Raw genomic sequence first — 20180 nt, 5'->3', positions numbered from 1 at the left:
AAAAAATGAGAGTTGTCAAAGCTGAAATTATTGAAAAAGAAGTATATGATGTTATAAATAAAGCAGTATGTGTACTGCCAAGTGATATCAAAGATAGTCTTAACAATGCGTATGATTCAGAGGAAGGGATTGCAAAATATACATTGGAAAATCTTATAAAAAACATTAGCCTTGCACAACAAAAGATGCGACCTGTTTGCCAAGACACCGGTGCTGCAGTATTTTTTGTAGACATTGGCGAAGATGTTTTCATAGAGGGTTCATTAAAAGATGCGATAAACAACGCAGTTGCAAAAGCATATACAGATTTTTTCCTTCGAAAGTCCATGGTAAAAAGTCCAATTGAGAGGGAAAATACTAAAGACAACACTCCAGCTATAATTCACATTGATATGGTAAAAGGCGATAAAATTACAATACATTTTATGCCTAAAGGGTTTGGAAGTGAGAATAAAAGTGCGCTTTGTATGCTCGCACCGGCAGATGGTGTTGATGGGATTGAAAATTTTGTTGTTGAGACAGTGAAAAAAGCTGGTTCAGACCCGTGCCCACCAATTTTAGTTGGAGTTGGAATTGGCGGAACGTTTGAGCTTGCGGCACTTTTGTCTAAAAAAGCGCTTTTGAGGAAGGTGGGACAAAGACATCCAAAAAAATATATAGCTGAACTTGAAGAAAGGTTGCTCAAAAGAATAAACTCACTGGGGATAGGACCTGAAGGGTTTGGCGGGAAAACAACAGCGCTTGATGTTTTTGTTGAAGAATTTCCAACGCACATTGCAGGGCTGCCAGTTGCAGTGAATATATGTTGTCATGTCGCAAGGCATGTGAAGATAGAAATATAATTTAGAAATAACCAAATCAAACCGTTTTAAAAGGGGATATCTGATTACTGCGTTAAGACATCCCCTTTGAATTTTTTATCAAAAAATTAAGTAAGAAGACTTCATATTCTACAATATAAAGATGAATTGCTAATTATAGGCCAATATGCCTCTTATTTCACAAGAATGGCAAAATCCTGTGTATAGTACACATTTTCATAGTTTGGGTCAATGGCACATCCAGTACCAGCTACTTCAAAACTTTCTTCAATATTTTGCCTATGACCTTTTGAATTCAAGAGCATATGGTTAGCAAAAAAAGGTAAAAGTTTTGTCCCCATGGCAATATTCTCACCAAGTTTTCTATATAGAATATGGGCATCTTTGAATCTGTCCGAAGGAGTTTTATCAAAATTATCTGTGTGAGAAAAATAATTATATTTTGCCATGTTTTGCGAATGTATTTTCGCAAGTTCAGAAATATTATCAGAAAAACTTAAATATGGCTTATGGAGGAAAAATCTAATTGAATTCAAATGAAAAAAGTTTATTTTTTCAAAAGATGTAAGAATACTTGGTAATATATCTTTTTTCGAAGAAATAGGATGTTCATTTATTAAAAATTCATCCCAAATAGTTTTTTCTACCATAAAAATTCCACAAACGTTATTTGGCTTTGCAATCCTGTCGAAAAACAGAAAAACATAGTACGAGTTTTTTACAGCGGCTACGTCGTAATTGACTTTTAAATTGCTATCAAAATAAGTATAAGTTGAGTTTTTTCTGATTATTACAAACTTATCTATAAAAGAAAGCTTTGATTTTTTTACAGCATCAACATTCGACCCAATCTTTATATTGCTTAGTCCAGAAAAGAATTTCGAGTTTGTATAATAAAAAACAAGCTTATCATTTTTAAACCCTGCAATAAAAAAGTCAGCAGGATTTCCTGACACAATAAAAGGAAAATCAAAAGGACTTTTGAATGTTTGCACATCCATATCAAAGTAGACCTTGTCAAAATATGATTTAGGGCAGAACATATATACATTTCTATTTTTAGGATTTTCAGCAAAAACGAAACCATAGTCAGTAAGCCCTACAGTAATACTAACAATAAAGATTGTTATTAAAGATATTAAACAGTGGTAAAACAAAAAGCATTTTTTAATAAACATTTCTGTAGAATCACCCAGCTGATAAATTTACTGTAATTTAATAATACCACATATAATGAAACATACATAATAATTATTTTTAACAATAATTTAACATATCTAAAACTTCTTTTTAACAAAAAAGAAGTAAAATTCATACTGAAAAAGCGAAAAGGGAGTTGAGACAAAAGATGAATGCATTAAAAGAGGTAACAAAAATAATATCAGGATCATTAAAGTCACGCATCATGTTTTGGTTTGTCGTAATATCGTTTATACCAATTGCAATATTTCTAATATTCTCAATAAGACTTATTCAGAATGATGCCGAAAAAGAAATAAAGTCAAGATTAGAAAGTGCAAAAAATGTTGCGTTACAAGAGATAGAAAGGCTTTGCAAGCTATCCCTTGACTATAGCATTCTTATATCAAATAATCCACAGCTCAGAGAAGCAGTTGCTAAAAAAGAACATCTCAAGGTTGTCCAGATAATTTCACCTCTTGCAAGTGAACTGTCTATACACCAGATTGTTGTAACAGACAATAAAGGCATTTTGATAGGGCGAAGCGATATTCTTTCAAAATTTGGGGATGACATGAAAGATGATTATTTGGTCAAATGCGGTCTTGCACGACTTAAATATACATCTGTTCAGTGTGAAAATGGTACAGTTTATATAAAATCAGTGTCAGACATAGTAAGTAAAATGTCTGCAAACAACATGCAGGTAATAGGCACAATTATTGTTGGGTATAAACTTGACAAAAAATTTGTTGAAAATCTTACACAACTTACTAAAATGGATATTGCAATATTTCCAAAAGATTCAGGCAAAACAATTTCATCTTCTACAACCGGGAGGCTGATAGACAATAACAACCTAAAATTAGTATTTTCGGGACAATATGAATACATTGCCGCAAATACACAAAAGGGTAACTATCGCTATATTCTTATTCCAATCAGAAAAACTGAAAAGATGGATGTAGCTGGAGTTTTAGCGTTATTTAGTACAAATGCAATAGCGTCATCTTTTATAAAGACGTCTTTAAGATTTTCTATTGTTCTTTTAGTTGCAACACTTATCCTAGTTATAACAGTAAGTTTATTTGTATCAAATAGAATAACAAGACCAATTATTAAACTTGCAGAAAGTGCAAAGAAGATAGCATCAGGAAGTTTTGACATACAGATAAAAGTAGATAGAGATGCAAATGACGAGATAGCACTTTTAACACAGGAATTTTCGCGTATGGTTAAAAATGTTCATACTTATGCCACAAATATTGAACAGACGCTAAACACAACTCAGCAGTACATAGACAGACTAAACAAAATTGCATCTGAGGCAGCAAAGACAAGTAAAATAACAAGCGAACAGATAAAAGAGATTATAACGTTGGCAGAGAGTCAAAAAATGGTTTTCGAGCAAACAACACAGATGGTTTGTGAACTGGAAAGCCAGATTCAAAAGATGTTTGATATATTCAAAATGATACAAAATGAGATTTCAATGGTTTATGCAACAACATCAAAAGAACAGGAGTCTATAAAAATGCTAATTAATCACATGTACACTGCAAATTCAGCAATAATCGAGGTAGCAACCGACTTGAAAAAAGCAATAGATGACTTTAAGAGTATTGCAAGAATGTCGCAAAGTGTTTCAAGTCTTGCAGAGAGAATAAAGATAATCGCACTCAATGCATCAATTGAAGCAGCAAAGAGAAATATTCCAACATTTGAAGTAATAGCAACAGAGATTTCAAGGTTATCACAGTCAGCAAACCAGCTTGCTAAGAATTCTGTTGAAAGTATCGAGACAGGACTTTCAGCGTTTGAAAAAACAGGACAAAAACTTGAAAACGCGCTTTCGATTGTAAAGGAGGGTGCTGATATGGCAAAACGTTCATCAGAATCTTTGTCAAAAATAGAAATGACAAATCAGCAGATAAAAACAAAAATAGAAAATATTATAGATAAGGTTGCAAGCCAACAAGAAAAGATTTTTACCATAAACAATGTTTTAAAGAATCAAACGCAGGCTGTTTCGCAGTATTTTAAAACACTTGTATCCATAAGAGACATTTTTCAAAATCAAAAGAAAGCTGTCGACAACCTTATTGACCAGTTTTCAGATGTACATGAAGGCATAGTAAAACTTGCCTCAATTTCAATGGGTTCTAACGAAAATTTATAGTATTAATAAGATTTAGCATAAAGAGAAATAAAAGGAGGAATATTGAGATGAAAAAGGCAACAATCATATTAAGAAGGCTTTCAGTATTAATTTTGATGTTTATAGCAGTGAATATCATATTTTATTTTAGTCTGTGTATAAGCAATGAGATTTTTCTAAATCTATTTAAATCAGGGTATTGGTATACTATCCTTAGGCTATGTAAAGATTATATACTATTATTTCAACTTTTAGTTGGATATATGTTAACGCTTTTTACAGTTTTTATCATATAAAAAGTGGATTTCAGATGAAAAGTATAAGAAGGGCAGACTGTGCTGCCCTTTTTTTATGTTATATAATATAATTATATTGTTGCAGATTTTTTATTATTTCCAATTACAAGGTTATAAGAAGGTGTAAATGAATGCCGGGATTCAATCCGTTTGTAAATGATTTTAACAAACTAAGAAATTTTACAAGGATTGTATATCTGTATGGCTGCTATTCAAGAGAGGATGCTGAGAACTTTAACATTTCAAAAAGGACGTTTGACGATGAACTTCGAAGAATGAGAGTATTTTTGGGAGAAGACCAGTATTTTTCAGCAGAAAAAGAAGGGAAAAAATCCTTGCCACGTATTGTGGAAAACTTCTTCAGGGATGTTGAGAATCCTCTTATAAACATATATTTTTCAAAAACTTCAACTGCATTACAAACAACATTGTTTTTTCTGATATTACAGATATTAAGTTCATCAGAGAACAAAAAAGCAACTATGACCCAGATGTTAGATAAAATATCACAGGTGCTTGAACAAGATGTTGCTGATACCGATTTAGAATCAAGCCTTAAGAGAGTTTTAAAACAACTTCAAAACTTAGGTATTGTTAGGTATCTAAAAGATGAAAAGATGTATATGCTGTGCTCACAGGCAAAGGATGTTTTTGAGGAATTTTCAATAGAGGAAATAAAAGATATTTACATATCTATTTTGTTTTTTATAAACACGAATGTTCCTAACGTTCCGGGGTGGTATCTCAAAGAAAGTCTGGAGAAATACCTTTTAGAACTTGGGCAAGATGAGTTTTTGAAAGAAGTAGATGAACTGTTTTGGTTTACATACATTCCGCATCACTATATCCTTGAAGAGGAACTTGTATGGAAATTTTTGGTGGCAGCATCAAATAATAAAAATATAAGGGTTTGGTATTATCCCCGTCAAAAAAGGCAAATAACAGAATTTATATGTACACCTGTAAGAATAGTGTATGATGTGAAACTTGGCAGATGGTATTTTATGGTATTAAAAGAAGATGATTTATCAGCTTTGCCGGTTTGGCGTATAGAAAAGATAGAGATTTTACATGATAGTTTTGACCCGCAAAAGATTATGCATTTGGCAAAAAAAATTGAAAAATGTTTTTTTGTATCTGTTCCATGCAGAAGAAAAAAATTAAAAAAGATTAGGATTATGTTTAAATGTCCAGCAGAGTCGCAATACAATTTTGTGCTCGCAAGAGTGAAAAGAGAGCTCAAAAACGCGAAAATAACCAAAATTGGTGATGAATCATTTGAAGTAGAGTATGAGATTAGCAATATAAAAGAGTTCAAAGGATGGCTGAGAAGTTTTGGTGAAAGATCAGTTGTGCTGGATGATACAGAAGCTGGGATCAAGCTGAAAACAGAAATGATAAACGAATGGAAGGAGATCTTGAAAAACTATGGAGATATTTATTGAACCAAAAAGCACGTTTTACAAGGCATTAGAAGATATTATAAACAAATCTTACAAAAACAGTATGATATCACGCAAAGAGATTTATGATATTTTAACAAAATACAATTGTAATTTTCCAGTAATTGAAAACAGGGTGTTTGCTAGAAATGATTCATATCAGAAAAATATTTATATTCTAAAACCTTATGGAGACAAAACTTACAGACTTAGAATAAATACAAAGATTGAGCCGTATATTACTAACATAGAAATAATGTGGTTAAAACTAATTATGTCAAGCAGGTATGCAGAACTTTTTTTAGGTGAGAACACCATTGATAAAATAAAAAAGCTAAATATTTTTGGTATTCCGTCAATTGATATTAATTTGATAGTTCCGAAGAACTATTCAAAGATTTTGGGAAGAGAAGATATAAAAATCTTAGCCCCAAAATTTAGAATGCTGTTAAAGAGTATAATTGAAAAAAAGATTGTACAATATACATACAAAACGCGAAATGGACAAATTTTTAGAGATATTGTTGGTATCCCTGTGAAGATTCAATATTCTCTTAAAGATGACATGTTCTATATCATTTTTTATTCTCTTGAACATAAAGCATTTGCTAAATGTATTATTCAAAATATTGAGAGAATAGAAATTAAAGAAGGAAGTTTTAACAGGGAACAAGTTTTTAAAGAGTATGAAATTTATCTAAAAAATGCAAAATCAAAGCAGCCAATAGTAATTGAAGTGATAAATACAAGAAATGCATTAGAAAAGGCTTTTTGTGTGTTTTCTTCTTTTGAAAAAAGTGCGCGATATTTGAAAGAAAAAAATAGACATGAGATAAGAATTTATTACTATGACTTTGAAGAAGCAGAGATAATCTCAAGAATATTGTATTTGGGTAAAAATGTTGTTGTAACACAACCTCAGCATATCAGAGAAAATATAATTTCAAGAGTAAAAAAAGCTCTAAAGACATACTGCAACAATTATATGGTTTAAATTTACTTTAAAATGGGTATATATTTTGTTAGAATTATAGTTATATTTTTATGTTAAAAAGGGCGTAACAATTATGGTAAAAAATAGAGTAGTCTTAACAATATTTACAATTATATTGATAATATTTTTTCAATCCTCAGCGAATGCTAGTCATCCTTCTATTAAATTTGAAGTTGATAAAAATTATCCACCATTTTCGTATACAGCAGGTGGTCGCGTTTATGGGTTTGCTATTGACCTTGTAAACCTTGTATTCGAACCTGACAAGTTCAAAATTGAGCTTTCGAGTGATACGTGGAGTCAGGTTTACAAAAAACTTATTGAAGGGGAAATTGATGTCACAGTTCCTGTTGCTATAGTTGAGGAGAGAAAAAAATATGTTTATTTTTCAAAACCAATATTTACCCGACATGTTGGATTATATACGCCAAGAGGATTTTTGAAAGATGTATCGCTTAAAAACCTTGAGAGATATAAGGTAGGGGTATTAAAATCAGATTATACAGAAACATTTTTAAAAGAGAAACTGGGGATAAAAAAGTATTATACCTACCCCACAATTGAAGAGTTGATTTTAGCATTAGTTAACAAAAAGATTGATGCGGCTTTAATGTCGCAAGAAATAGCAAATTACTTTCTCATCAAAAACAATTTGAATGACAAAACTCAGCTCAAAATCAAAAATATCTTTACTGTTAAAAGTGCGTTTGCAGTGAGTAAAAAAAGACCAGAACTTGTTTCATATATCGACCAGAGATTAGATTATCTTATAAACAAGGGCATATTTGATGAGCTATATTATAATTATTTTTCCACATATTCACCTGAATACTATGAAAGAAAAAACAAGCAAATATTACTAACAGCTTTGTATCTTTTACTTGTGATAATGTTTGCTGCATCAATGGCAATATTTGTAATGACAAGAATAAACAGAAGACTTGAACACGGCAAACAGGCATATGAAAAGTATGCTCAGCTTTTAGCAGAAAATGCAAATGCAATTGTTTTGACTCTCAACCTAAAGGGCGAGATAATATATTTTAACAGGTTTGCTGAACAGATTACTGGATATAAAAGTGAAGAGGTTGTGGGTAAAAAATGGACTGATATTTTTATCCCATCTCACAGGCGCGAGTACATAGAAAATCTTTTTAAAGAAATAGCTGAAAAGAAGGCTTTGAATAATCATGAAAATGAAATTATAACAAAAAATGGAGATATAAAATGGATTTTGTGGAACAACACTCTTATCGAAAGCCCATACTTAAATGAACATTTGATAATATCAACAGGACTTGACATAACACAAATAAAAAGGACACAGCAGCTTTTAGAAGAAAGCTATGAAGAAATTGAACAGACCAACCAGAAGCTTATAAATACCTTAGAGATTTTAAACAAACAATCAGAGATGCTACATGAAGAGAAAGAAAAATACAAGTTTTTGGTAGAAAATGTCTCTGACTGCATCTGGGAAATAGATTTTGATGAAAAGAATATTGAATTTTATGGAAAACTTAAAGACATTTTTGACATTGATGCTATAAAAGCTAAAAATGATTTTTTAGCATGGCTTGAGTTTTTCCATGAAGATGACAGAAGTATTGTATTTAAAAAATTACAGGATGCTATACTTCTTCATGAAGAAAAGGTAGAATTTGAATCACGCATAAAGGATAAAAACGGGAACTGGCGCTGGATTTCTTCTCATGTTCAGATTTTATACAGTGCAGATGGCAAGCCTGAGAAAATTATTGCAGTAAACATAGACTGGACAGCAAAAAAAGAGTATGAAGATAAATTAGAGCACATTGCATATTACGATGCTCTGACAAATCTGCCAAATAGGAAATTATTTGAGGTAAAATTGGAAAATTTGATTAAAAAAGCTGAAGATGGAAGAATTCAAGGTGCTGTTTTGCTTATAGACATTGACAATTTTAAGGACATAAATGACTTATACGGGCATGAAGCTGGAGACGAATACTTAATAGCTGTGAGCAAGAAAGTTTTAGAATATCTCAATAGCATAAGTCTTGATACCTTTTTTGCGAGGGTTGGTGGTGACGAATTTGCGGTAATTTTGCATGGACTTATCAAAAAAGAACAGGTCATTGATATTACCACCAAGATTCTTGCCATCTTTGAAAGTGAAATTTACATAGAAAAAATAGAAGGGTATATCTTTACATCGGCTTCAATAGGTGTATCATTTTACCCTGATGATGGCAGAAACGTCAAAGAAATTTTCAGAAATGTTGACATAGCACTATCTTCGGCAAAAGAAAATGGCAAAAACGATTTCCAGATTTTCATGCCTTTGATGCTTATGAAAAATCTTAAAAAGATTGAAATTGAAAAAAGTCTCAAAAAAGCAATTGATGCTGACCAGTTTGAGCTTTATTACCAGCCAGTTATAAATTTAACGGATATGGAGATTCATTCTGTTGAAGCTCTTTTAAGATGGCATTTGACAGGAAAGGGTATTATTCCACCTCTTGAATTTATCCCTGTTGCAGAAGAAAGTGGGCTTATTGTAAAGATTGGTGAGATGGTCATAGAAAAGGCCTTTTCAGACCTAAAAGAGTGGGAAAACAAGGGAATTAACTATTTACACATGGCAATAAATCTTTCAGCACGACAATTCAAAACAAAGTTTTTTGAAAATATGATTCAAAAGCTTATTGAAAAGTATGAAGTAGATCCCAAAAAGATTTCATTTGAAATAACAGAAACAGGTGCTGTTGAAAATTTTGATGTATCTCTCAAGATTTTAAGTTTTCTTTGCCAGCTGGGGATAAAATTTATGATAGACGACTTTGGGACAGGTTATTCATCTTTGATTTATTTAAAAAAGCTTCCAATTGGAGGAGTTAAAATAGACAGAAGTTTTATTTCAGAGATAGAATTTTCAAAGGAGAGCAGAGCGATTGTTGAGGGAATAATATTGATGGCTCATAGACTTGATTTAAAAGTTGTAGCAGAGGGTGTTGAGACTAAAAGAGAGCTTGAGATATTAAAAGAAATAGGATGTGATTTTGCGCAAGGGTATTTGTTTTCAAAGCCTGTGCCTAAAACAGAGATTGAAAAGCTTTTGATAGAAAGAAAAATAACTGTTTAAAAAGGATTACAGAGGCTGCCAAAAAGGCAGCATATTTTTTTTAACATATTAATTTTCGCAAAAAATTTGACATTAACAAACACTCATTTTGGGTATATAAAATTTATGTGAAATCTTTTCTTTAAAACAGATTACAAAAGCTTTTTTAGAAAGAGGGGAATATTCAAAGTGGGGTTTGTTTCAATTGAAGTAAAAGAACTTGTAAATATTCTTCTTAAAAACATTAATATGCCTGATATTGTTACAAATGTTGAAATAGAAAAAAATGAGGTTACAGTAAAAGTAAAACCTGCAGCATTTTTGCCACATATGTCTTTAAAGTTTACTGTAGAATCTGACCATAACAAATTATTAATATTGTTTGATTCAACTAAAAGCCTCATTATATATGGTTTTTTGCTTGGAAGACTAAAAGATGAAAAGGTTGAGGGTATTAAACTTCTTAAAGACAGACTTGAAATAGATTTTCAAAAGGTTTTAAATTTTAATGTAAATGGAGTAGTTATAAATAGGCTTGAGGTTAAAAATGATGGTAGAATTGAAATACATTTTTCTTGTGCTTAAAAAAGCAAGCTTGCTAAAACAAATGGGCTGCTGTTAAAAACAGGTGTAAGCAGCCCATTTGCTATTTTTATTATTATCTTGACTTTACAATAAACTTTATAGCTGTTTTCTTCTCGCCGTCAATTACAATGTCTGCAAATGCAGGAATTACATAAAGATCAATTCCGTTTGGAGCAACTTTACCACGAGCAATAGCTATAGCTTTTACAGCTTGGTTTACAGCAGATGCGCCAACAGCCTGAAGTTCTGCTTCACCCTGCTCTTTTACAATTGCAGCAAGTGCGTTTGCAACCTTCTGAGGCATTGATGTAGCAGCAACTTTTAAAACTTCCATACAACCACCCCTCCAAATTGTTTTTTGATTTGTTACAAAGAAAATATTCAGGAATATATACTGATACAATATAAATTTTAGTAGAAAAAAGTATAATCTTGCAAGAGTCAAAATTGAATAAAATTTAAAATGTGTATTTGTAATTTCGTATAAGTTGGGTTAAAATAAAATTCAAATAAAAATTTATTGAAAAATGTTCAAGGGGGTTTTAACATTTTAACATTTTCAGAATTTTTAAACACAATAATACAAGAGAATAAATGGATATATACACATGAATTTTTAGAAAAGATAAAAGTACCTCTGCCAACACAAACTCAGCTCAAAAGCTTTGAGGTTGCAAATTCATTTTACAGAGATTTTTTGCACATTGTATATGCTAAAGACATTCTTTGTATGCTAAATTCGCTCAAAATCTGGGCAGCAAATAACAATTTTGAAATTTTTTCTTTGCTTACAACAGATATGATACCAATAATCTGGCTTGGCGAAGGGTATTATGGTATAGTTGCAAAGTACAAGGAGAAATTAATAATTCCATGCGCACTTTACCAGTATTTTGAAGAGCTTTATATAAACTTTCCGATGTCTGATTTCGTACCATTTGACATATGTGAGGCGTATAAAAAGTTATTAGAGAATGAAGAAAATGTTGCAATGAATATTATTTATGCAAGAACAGTTGATGAGATAAAAAGAGAGTTTAAAAAGAATTTTAAGGAGTTTGAAATAATATTCAAAGGACCTGATTATTATGACCTTTATGTAAGTCCTATTACCAAAAAGTTTATTGTCGCACCTTTAAAGGAAATTTTAAAAGATTTTTTTCAAAATCAAATTATATATTTTACACAGCTTCTATCTTTTCAAGATGATATAAACAAAAAATGAAATTTCAGCTTCAAAGGGGTGGATAAAGATAAAAAAAGTAACAGTTACTTTTTATTCACAACAGGTACTGGATAGGTTCAAATGTATATTTGAAGATATTGATGTGGGTATATTTTCGCAAATGTCACCTTCATTTGAGATATTTGTCGATAAAGTTGTTCAAGTATTAAAGGCTATGAATTTGAATGTGCAAAAGGATATAATAGATGATATAATTATAGAAATTAAAGACTTTAAAGCAAAATACACAAACTCTTCAATAGATGTAACAGAGCTCTTGGACGACCTAATATTGCTTAATCAGAGAGAATTTTTAGAGTTCAGAATAAAATGTAATGTATTTTTGAAAAGCAAAATTGGAACTACATTGACAGCACGAAACATTGAGGTTTTGTATTTCCAACCTGATAAAGATGAAAATTTAAAACTTTTAAAAGAATATCTTCTTGACGTTCAACCAATCAAAAACGTGGCAGAAAAAGATTTTGGGTTTTTGAAGAAGGCTATTAATACCATTTTCAAGTAAAAAGTTGTGTTCAAAGCTTTTGAAAAGTGGTATAAATATTATGAAAGCTTATTTTTAGAAAAAGAGGCTGGTATTGTTATGAATAATAAAGATTATAAAAATAAAAACTTAATAAAATATGGTAACAGTCAAACAATTCTTGACTTTGTAGAAAAAAAGCTTTTAGAAAACGCGTCAATAAGAGAACTTATGAAAGATGAATATATAAGCTTTGGTGGAATAAGAGACTTTTTATATTTCAAGTTCTGCCCACTATTTTTTGGTTTATGCCCACATAGTAAAGACAAAAAAGATAGTTTTTGCAATACTAATTCGTGTTGGCTTGAAAAAATGTCTGATATGAATCCGGTGGAGGAAGATTATGACCATCAGTTTTTCCACAACCTTGTTAAATTGACTGTGCAACCAAGTATCTGTCCGGAATGTGGAGAAGATAATCTTGAACTCAAGTGGCAGGACGAAGGGTATCTTGCCAAACTTGGACTTATAAATTTTGCAGATGTTGCATACTTAGAGTGTAAAAACTGTAAGAAAAGGTTTATTACAAATCAAGACAAAATGGCTGTTGAGTTTTTGTTAAAGGTATTTCTTGCAAAGCCGAGCAAAAAATCGCCTGTGAAAGCTGGTCAGACAGTTGTTCTTCCAATTGACAAAGTTGGACTTGAAATTTTTGTTGAATATCTTGAAAAAGAAAAAGATATCAAGACCATATGGAAAAGGCTAGATCCTTTTTCAATATCGGACCAGATAGGTGAGCTTGACCTGAACATTGCTGTTGCAGACTTTATGTGTGAGTATTATAACATAGAATACGAAGAGAAAAATGAGTCAGACACATTTTTTGAAGACTTCGAAGATGATGATATCAGTTCAGAAAAATTTGATATATCAGACCTGTTTGATGATTTTGATGAGAAGTAAAAGATTTTAAAAGCTGCAGTATTTTGACTGTGGCTTTTTCTTTACAACTTTTACTCAAAGCGCATAATCATATGCTAATTCTGAAATATATTGAATAATATTACAAAGTTATGAAAGACAATTATTAACAATAAACAGATTCACAGAATTTTTGAACTTTAAAATTTTGATCAACAATTGTATCATAATAAAAAGAATCTTTGTGTTATACCAGCCTATTGAATTAGAGTTTTTTGAGAGGAAGTGAGAATATTGAACAAACTATTTTTAATTTTCAACCACCAACTTTCTAAAGAACAAGAAAAAGAAGCGAGAGAAGCTTTAAAGGTTAAAGAAATTATAAATCTTCCACCTAAGCTTCAGGATTTTTGGAGTAACATCCCACCAGATATAGAACTATCAGAAGAAATGTTTGATGATATCACAGCTTTTTTGCTTCAAAACAAAGGTGAAGAAGAAAACTTCTGCCTCATTCAAGGCGACTTTGGAGCAACAGTTTACCTTGTAAGCTGGTGTTTTAAAAATGGATTTGTGCCTATTTACTCAACAACAAAAAGGGCTGCAAAAGAAGTTGTAAAGTCCGATGGAAGCATAGAAATGACAAAGGTTTTCAAACATGAAAGATTTAGAAGATACATTCTGTGCAGGTAGAAAAATTTTGCTACTTACTCCTTGGATTAAAAATAAGCGAAATTACATATCCGAAAAACACTGCGGCAGAGATGCCACCAGCTGTTTTTGAGACTCCGCCAGTAAATGAGCCAACAATGCCTATTTTCGACACTTCTTCGATAGCACCTTTTGCCAAAGAATAACCAAAGCCGGGCAGAGGTACTGTTGCACCTGCTCCGGCAAATTCAACAAGCTTTTGATATATCCCAAGGCCTTGCAGTACTGCCCCAAGTGTTACAAACAAAACAAGAACTCTTGCAGATGTGAGTTTTGTTTTGTCAATGAGAATTTGCCCAAAGGCACAGATAAGCCCGCCAACTAAAAATGCTTTCAGATAGTCCATTTTTACTTTCACTCCTTTTTTACAAGAATCTTAAAAACATGCAATTTCTAAATCATTTCAATTGCAAGTGCATGGGCAATTGCAGGAATACTTTCTCCAAGTTGGACTGTTGATTGAGACATTAAAGCGCCTGTTGGCACAATCAAAATTCTTTCAAAAGTTTTCTCACGCAAAAGCTTGTAAAGATATCCACCAAAAACACAGGCAGAGGCTGCGCATCCGCTTGCTCCAGCGCCTGTATTTTGAGTTTTTGGATCAAACATCAAAATTCCACAGTCAAAAAGCTCATAAGAAAATTTTATTCCTTCCTTTTTGAAAAGTTGGTCTAAGATTTTTCTTCCAACGTACCCTAAATCACCTGTGATTATCATGTCATAATACTCAAAACTCCTCTTTGTATCAGAAAAGTGCCTCATGATTGTGTCAAAAGCAGCCGGTGCCATTACAGCTCCCATATTGTTTTGGTCTTTTATTCCAAAATCAAGTATTCTGCCAATTGTAAAGTGAGTAATTTTGGGAGAATGAAAACTATCTTCTTGCCTTATCAAAAATGCAGCAGCACCTGTTACAGTCCACTGTGATGTTGGAGGTCTTTGTGTGCCAAGCTCCAGAGGGTATCTGAACTGCTTTTCAGCTGAACAAAAATGAGATGATGTTGCAGCTATTACATTTTTCGCAAAATTTGCATCTACAAATATTGAAGCAAGCCCAACGCTCAAAGCAAATGTTGAACATGCGCCATAGATACCAATAAACGGAATGTCAAGGTCTCTTGCAGCAAAGTGTGAACTTGAAAGCTGGTTTAAAAGGTCACCGCTTAAAATCAAGTCTATGTTATCTGGGTTTTCCCCTACCCTTTGCACAAGCTTTGTAATTGCAATATTTAAAAGCTTTCCCTCTGCAAGTTCCCAAGACTTTTGTCCTGCATACTCATCTTCGATAACCATGTCAAAATATATTGAAAGAGGGCCTTGTCCCTCTTTTTTTCCAACAACTGTAAAACAGTCGGATATAGCCACATTTGATTCAAATCTGAATGTTGACCTTCCCAGCTTCATTGCAATGGCAACCTCACTTTCATATCATTGGGAATACTTTAACAAGGTAGTACAAAATCCCTACCAGTATGGATGTGGAAATTCCATATACAAGAACAGGTCCTGCAATCAAGAACATCTTACTTCCAACACCAAACACAAATCCCTCTTTTTTGTATTCGATTGCAGGCGAGACAATAGAATTTGCAAAGCCTGTTATGGGGACAATAGAACCTGCACCTGCAAAAGCACCAATTTTATCGTATACACCAAGGCCTGTCAAAAAAGAACCAAGGAATATCATTGTGATAGATGTAAGAACCTGTGCCTCATCTTTTGGAAAAAAGCTGCTGTAGAGATTCAAAAACGCCTGACCAACGCTGCATATACTCCCACCAACTAAGAATGCAAAAATACAGTTTTTGAAAGAATTTGTCTTTGGCTCATCTGCTTTTACAAGTTTCTGATATTCAGAAGCTTTCTTGTCTTTTACATTCACTTTATTATTCACCTCCTCAAACAAAGTCTCAAGATGATATTATTTTAAATTTTTTCGAAATTTATTCACAACCAAGCGAGATTTAGAACAATCTGATTGATATTTAGCGTAAAATACCACTCAGATATTACAAACAAACGTTCGAATAATTTTTGAAAATGTCCTTATAAAGAGTTTAAAATAGAAGCAGAAAGGAGGTGAGGTGAGGATGGCAGCAAAACCACTTGTAGGCTCATTGCAGCTCAAACTTGAAAACGGCACTACATCCACTGGAAAAATAAGACTCAAAACACTCTCATTTGACATCAAGCCAGATGCTCAAGATATGGATGTATATCAGGTTGGCCAAGCAATTGCAAGTCTTCAGTCAAAGCCGCTGTACACAATTATAAGAAGCAACAACTTTGAACTTTTATACTAATTTAGGAGTTCAAGCTGTCAAAAAGTACAAAGAATAGCTGAAAGGAGGTGAAATAGGGATGCTTACCCTAGTTTTGACATTCAAGCTTCAAAACGGCAAAAACTTTAGACTTTCCATCCCCGACCCAAAGCCAAACTTATCAGCTGCTGAGGTTGACAGTGTTATGAACTTGATTGTCCAAAAAAACATATTTGTAACATCAAGTCCGATTGTTGAAAAGGTATCAGCAAGAGTTGTTGACAGAGAGGTAAACACATTAATCGGACAATAAAAAGCATAAGATAAAGCGTGCCGACCTGACCTTTTTAAGTCTTGGCAGGTCGGCATGTTTTTAAAAACTTTTAGTGTACATAACAAACTAATGGATAGGAGGTGAAAAATATGCAAGATATAATTGCTAACATAGCCAACATAGGCTTTCCGATTGTGCTTTGCATCTATCTTCTCACAAGGTTTGAAAGCAAGATAGACAAGCTCTCAGAAAGCATTGACAAGCTTTCTGAAAAGATTTTGCAGATGAAAAACAATTGACATGCAAAAGAATGTTCGATATAATAAAAATATACTTTCAAAAATATGGGAAATAAAGCCTTTTTCAGGATGGTGATATTAATTATGAACAGCATTCCAAAAGACATCATATATTTTGTGCCGCAATATACAGAAAATGGCGACGGTGTTTTGATTCTTTTTTTGAGTGGAGAAAAGAAGGTTTTGCCAATGTCAATTCGAAGTTTTTCCAAAAAACTATATTCACTTTATGCAATAGATTGCCAGGCAATCAAAAAACTTATTTCCCAGCGGATTGGTCAAAAAAATCTTCTTCCCATTGTTCTTCCGGATGCTACCTTCATTCCTGTAAAGACAAGAAAAGCAGTTGTGAAAACAGACCCCATCTTTGGTTATGTAAACATGAGCCAGATATTTAAAATTGATGACAAAACCGACCACTTTGAGATGCTTTTGCGCTGCGGTGCAGTTCTGAGCTGCCTTGGTTCTGCAAAGTACTTTAAAAAGAGGATAACTCTTGCTTCTGTCATAACAGACTATCTGCAGGGTATCTGGGCGCAAGGCGCGCTTAAAATAAAAGAAGAGTGTGAGCTTGAGAATGTGTTTGGATTGGAGTAAAATAATGTAGCAGGTAAATTGCAATTTTTGAAGGGGAAGAAATGAAAATATGCAGCAAAACATTCAGGGCATGGTAAGTGATATAATCTACAGGAATTTGGAAAATAGCTATACAGTGTTTGAGATAATCTGCGACAATGAGGTATTCACAGCTGTAGGGATAGTTCCAGACATTGCTATTGGGGAAAAGGTAAGCGTGTACGGCGAGTTTTATGTTCATCCTGTTTATGGTCAGCAGCTTAAAGTAAGTTACCTTGAAAAGCTATTGCCACAGACAAAGGATGAGATATATCTTTATCTTTCTTCTGGAGTGATAAAAGGTATCGGGCAAAAGACTGCAAAAAAGATTGTTGATACCTTTGGAGATGACACAGCAAGGATTTTGCAGCAAGAACCAGAAAAGCTTTTGAGTATTCGAGGAATGACTCCTGAAAAGGTTGAACGAATAAGAAACATGTTTGCCTTTCAAAAATTTTTGAAAGATATCATGTCAATCTTTTCACAATATGGGCTTTCACAGAACCATGCAATGCGACTTTTTAAGCTTTATGGATTTTCTGCAATATCACTTTTACATGAAAATCCATATTTCCTTTTAGATGTATTTCCAGAACTTGACTTTAAAAAGGTTGACAGGCTTGCTCTTGACATGGGAGTTATGCCAGATGACAGAAGAAGAATATCTGCCAAGATACTTAATCTTTTGACATTGGCAGCAAATAACGAAGGGCACACCTGTCTGCCAGAAAATAAGCTCAAACAGCTCTGTATCAGAACCCTTGACCTTCCAGTGGAAAAAATAGAAGAGGCAATTGAAGCTTTAGCTCAAGAAAGAAGAATTGTGAAAGATGAGGTTGACTCTCAAGAGATGGTGTTTTTGTACGGCTACTATGAGTGTGAAAAGTATATAGCAGATAAAATTCTCTCAATACTAAAAGAATATGATGACATTGCTGATATAGATGAAAAAATTAAACAGTTTGAAGAAAAAAATTGTATCAAATTTTCGCCAAACCAGAAAAAAGCTATCAAAATGGCTCTGACTCAAGGTGTTAGCATTATAACAGGCGGTCCCGGCACAGGTAAGACCACAATCATAAAATGCATCATTCAGATTTTTGAGGGTGAAGGCAAAAAGGTTTTTCTTTGTGCACCAACCGGAAGAGCTGCAAAGAGGATGCAGGCAGCCTGTGAAAGAGAATCAAAAACAATCCACAGACTTTTAGAGATGACAGTTTTAGACACACATGTTATTTTCCAAAGAGGGCCAAATAATCCTTTAAAATGCGATGTTATCGTGGTTGATGAAATGAGTATGGTAGACAGTTTTCTTATGAACTGTCTTCTTGCTGCGACAAAACCGACAACCAGAATTGTCCTTGTTGGAGACAAAGACCAGCTTCCATCTGTTGGAGCAGGGAATGTTTTAAAAGATCTAATAAAGAGCCAGATTGTTCCTTGCGCAACCTTGACTGAGGTGTATCGCCAGAGCGAAAATAGTTTTATAGTTCTCAACGCGCACAGGATAAACAGAGGTGAATTTCCACACCTTCAAAGAGAGAGCGATTTTTATTTTATTCAGAAAAACTCTCAGGAAGAGATTTTAAAAACTGTAGTTGAGCTTGTGACAAAAAAACTTCCGAACTATCTTTCGTGTGACCCGATGACAGACATTCAAGTTTTGTGCCCTTCCAAAAAGGGAATTGTGGGAATGTACAATCTAAACCGCGTATTGCAAAAGTATCTCAACCCGCCACATCCATCTAAAAAGGAGTATGCTTACAAAGAAAACCTGTTTAGAGTTGGGGACAAGGTTATGCAGGTGAAAAACAACTATTCGCTGGAATATGAGATTGTACAGGGAGAGGAGAAGGGCAGGACCTCAACAGGGATATTCAACGGCGACATTGGAGTTGTAAAGGACATCGACAGGGCTCAAGGTGTTTTGGAAATTTTGTTTGACGATGAAAAGCTTGTGTATTATGACTTTTCGCTACTTGATGATTTAGAACTTGCATATGCCATGACTGTTCATAAATCTCAAGGGTCTGAGTTTCGCTGCATAGTGATGCCCATAGTTGAGACCTACCCCATTTTGATGACAAGAAACCTCCTTTACACTGCCGTAACACGAGCAAAAGAGCTCGTTGTACTGGTGGGTAAAAAAAGCGCATTAGAGTACATGATAGCAAACCAGAAAGAGGCTATGCGATATTCAGCACTTTGCGACTTTTTACTGCGCGGGCAATCAAATATGCAATTGCAAGTTTTATAATGTCGGGGATTATAAATGGCAGAACACCTACTGCGAAGGCTTTTTTGAGCGTCATATGCGCAGCCCATGACAGATACAAAAATCCAAAGACATAGATGATTGCAAGCCCTAAGATAAGTGCCAAAATTGAGTTTGCTACCTCATTTTTTATTGGCTTTTTTGCATTTATATAACTTGTAACAAACGCTGCGATTGGGAAAGCCATCAAATAACCGCCAGTTGGACCGGCAAATTTGGACAATCCACCTGTAAAACCAGCAAATACAGGCACGCCGACAGCACCTAAGAGGTCATACACAAGAAGACTAAAAAAGGCATATTTTGGTGGAAGAATTAAACTTGCGAAAAAAATTGCTAAAACCTGAAGGGTAAATGGCACTGGTCCAATCGGAATCGAAACTTGGCTACATGCAGCAACTATTGCCGCAAAAAGCGCAGATAAAATAAGCATTTTTGTTGTGTATGTGGTCTTTGCGTTTTCCATCTATTTTACCTCCTTAATGTAAACCAATAATTTAAAATGGTTTACTAAAAATATAACAGCTAAACGTAAGA

At 33.4% G+C, this 20180-nt stretch carries 21 protein-coding genes; 15 read left to right on the top strand and 6 right to left on the bottom strand.

Going from position 1 to position 20180, the window contains the following annotated elements; translation table 11 throughout:
* The first annotated feature begins 5 nt into the window (after positions 1 to 5).
* Positions 6 to 842, top strand: a complete 837-nt coding sequence (locus CaldiYA01_RS12025; RefSeq protein WP_207180056.1) for a fumarate hydratase — start codon at positions 6 to 8, stop codon at positions 840 to 842.
* Between the two features lie 152 nt (positions 843 to 994).
* Here the strand turns inward: CaldiYA01_RS12025 and CaldiYA01_RS12020 are convergent, their stop codons facing one another.
* Entirely contained in the window at positions 995 to 1999 is a 1005-nt protein-coding gene (locus CaldiYA01_RS12020) for a CAP domain-containing protein (protein WP_207180054.1), read from the bottom strand.
* Between the two features lie 170 nt (positions 2000 to 2169).
* Between CaldiYA01_RS12020 and CaldiYA01_RS12015 the strand changes: the two genes are divergently transcribed.
* The 5 genes from CaldiYA01_RS12015 to CaldiYA01_RS11995 all read left to right on the top strand — a co-directional run bounded on the left by CaldiYA01_RS12015 (position 2170) and on the right by CaldiYA01_RS11995 (position 10578).
* Complete coding sequence (locus CaldiYA01_RS12015) at positions 2170 to 4179, top strand: methyl-accepting chemotaxis protein (protein WP_207180052.1); 2010 nt, start codon at positions 2170 to 2172, stop codon at positions 4177 to 4179.
* Between the two features lie 406 nt (positions 4180 to 4585).
* Positions 4586 to 5899, top strand: a complete 1314-nt coding sequence (locus CaldiYA01_RS12010; protein ID WP_207180050.1) for a helix-turn-helix transcriptional regulator — start codon at positions 4586 to 4588, stop codon at positions 5897 to 5899.
* Positions 5883 to 6890 (top strand): WYL domain-containing protein, encoded by a 1008-nt coding sequence (locus CaldiYA01_RS12005; RefSeq protein WP_207180048.1) that lies wholly within the window; start codon positions 5883 to 5885, stop codon positions 6888 to 6890. Before CaldiYA01_RS12010 ends, CaldiYA01_RS12005 begins: the two co-directional genes overlap by 17 nt.
* Before the next feature lie 73 nt (positions 6891 to 6963).
* Positions 6964 to 10014, top strand: coding sequence for an EAL domain-containing protein (locus CaldiYA01_RS12000; RefSeq protein ID WP_207180046.1), 3051 nt, complete (start codon positions 6964 to 6966; stop codon positions 10012 to 10014).
* Between the two features lie 168 nt (positions 10015 to 10182).
* Positions 10183 to 10578 (top strand): hypothetical protein, encoded by a 396-nt coding sequence (locus CaldiYA01_RS11995; RefSeq protein WP_207180044.1) that lies wholly within the window; start codon positions 10183 to 10185, stop codon positions 10576 to 10578.
* Positions 10579 to 10651: 73 nt separating this feature from the next.
* On the opposite strand, the gene CaldiYA01_RS11990 is transcribed toward CaldiYA01_RS11995, so the two are convergent.
* Entirely contained in the window at positions 10652 to 10912 is a 261-nt protein-coding gene (locus tag CaldiYA01_RS11990; RefSeq protein ID WP_013404418.1) for a stage V sporulation protein S, read from the bottom strand.
* Between the two features lie 186 nt (positions 10913 to 11098).
* Between CaldiYA01_RS11990 and CaldiYA01_RS11985 the strand changes: the two genes are divergently transcribed.
* From CaldiYA01_RS11985 to csx20, 4 genes are all read left to right on the top strand, one after another.
* Positions 11099 to 11803, top strand: coding sequence for a hypothetical protein (locus CaldiYA01_RS11985; protein ID WP_238480548.1), 705 nt, complete (start codon positions 11099 to 11101; stop codon positions 11801 to 11803).
* A 121-nt stretch (positions 11804 to 11924) separates the two neighbouring features.
* Positions 11925 to 12329, top strand: a complete 405-nt coding sequence (locus CaldiYA01_RS11980; RefSeq protein ID WP_207182865.1) for a hypothetical protein — start codon at positions 11925 to 11927, stop codon at positions 12327 to 12329.
* Positions 12330 to 12407: 78 nt separating this feature from the next.
* On the top strand, positions 12408 to 13250 hold the full coding sequence (locus CaldiYA01_RS11975) for a hypothetical protein (RefSeq protein WP_207180042.1): 843 nt from the start codon (positions 12408 to 12410) through the stop codon (positions 13248 to 13250).
* A gap of 252 nt (positions 13251 to 13502) precedes the next feature.
* The gene (gene csx20 / locus CaldiYA01_RS11970) at positions 13503 to 13901 is read left to right on the top strand and encodes a CRISPR-associated protein Csx20 (protein WP_207180040.1); all 399 of its coding nucleotides are present in this window, start codon (positions 13503 to 13505) and stop codon (positions 13899 to 13901) included.
* A 10-nt stretch (positions 13902 to 13911) separates the two neighbouring features.
* Here csx20 and spoVAE read toward each other — a convergent pair whose 3' ends face one another.
* From spoVAE to spoVAC, 3 genes are read right to left on the bottom strand one after another with little or no spacing between them, the layout of a single operon-like run.
* Complete coding sequence (gene spoVAE / locus CaldiYA01_RS11965; protein WP_207180038.1) at positions 13912 to 14265, bottom strand: stage V sporulation protein AE; 354 nt, start codon at positions 14263 to 14265, stop codon at positions 13912 to 13914.
* Positions 14266 to 14312: 47 nt separating this feature from the next.
* On the bottom strand, positions 14313 to 15323 hold the full coding sequence (gene spoVAD / locus CaldiYA01_RS11960; protein WP_207180036.1) for a stage V sporulation protein AD: 1011 nt from the start codon (positions 15321 to 15323) through the stop codon (positions 14313 to 14315).
* Positions 15324 to 15342: 19 nt separating this feature from the next.
* Positions 15343 to 15801, bottom strand: a complete 459-nt coding sequence (gene spoVAC / locus CaldiYA01_RS11955; protein ID WP_207180034.1) for a stage V sporulation protein AC — start codon at positions 15799 to 15801, stop codon at positions 15343 to 15345.
* 208 nt (positions 15802 to 16009) lie between these two features.
* On the opposite strand from spoVAC, the gene CaldiYA01_RS11950 reads away from it, so the two are divergent.
* The 5 genes from CaldiYA01_RS11950 (at position 16010) to recD2 (ending at position 19625) form a co-directional block, all read left to right on the top strand.
* Positions 16010 to 16222 (top strand): DUF1659 domain-containing protein, encoded by a 213-nt coding sequence (locus CaldiYA01_RS11950; protein WP_207180032.1) that lies wholly within the window; start codon positions 16010 to 16012, stop codon positions 16220 to 16222.
* Between the two features lie 58 nt (positions 16223 to 16280).
* A complete protein-coding gene (locus CaldiYA01_RS11945; RefSeq protein WP_207180031.1) occupies positions 16281 to 16493 on the top strand; it encodes a DUF2922 domain-containing protein in 213 nt (70 codons plus the stop codon).
* Between the two features lie 110 nt (positions 16494 to 16603).
* Positions 16604 to 16753 carry a YvrJ family protein gene (locus CaldiYA01_RS11940; protein ID WP_207180030.1) on the top strand — a complete coding sequence of 50 codons (150 nt, stop codon included), beginning with the start codon at positions 16604 to 16606 and terminating at the stop codon, positions 16751 to 16753.
* Between the two features lie 84 nt (positions 16754 to 16837).
* The gene (locus CaldiYA01_RS11935) at positions 16838 to 17350 is read left to right on the top strand and encodes a hypothetical protein (protein WP_207180029.1); all 513 of its coding nucleotides are present in this window, start codon (positions 16838 to 16840) and stop codon (positions 17348 to 17350) included.
* A gap of 49 nt (positions 17351 to 17399) precedes the next feature.
* A complete protein-coding gene (recD2, locus tag CaldiYA01_RS11930; RefSeq protein WP_207180028.1) occupies positions 17400 to 19625 on the top strand; it encodes an SF1B family DNA helicase RecD2 in 2226 nt (741 codons plus the stop codon).
* Here recD2 and CaldiYA01_RS11925 read toward each other — a convergent pair.
* Complete coding sequence (locus tag CaldiYA01_RS11925) at positions 19555 to 20109, bottom strand: biotin transporter BioY (RefSeq protein ID WP_207180027.1); 555 nt, start codon at positions 20107 to 20109, stop codon at positions 19555 to 19557. The genes recD2 and CaldiYA01_RS11925 overlap by 71 nt on opposite strands.
* Positions 20110 to 20180 lie beyond the last annotated feature (71 nt).

Source organism: Caldicellulosiruptor diazotrophicus (assembly GCF_017347585.1).
Taxonomy (GTDB): Bacteria; Bacillota; Thermoanaerobacteria; order Caldicellulosiruptorales; family Caldicellulosiruptoraceae; genus Caldicellulosiruptor; species Caldicellulosiruptor diazotrophicus.
This window is presented reverse-complemented; position numbering and strand designations above follow the sequence as displayed.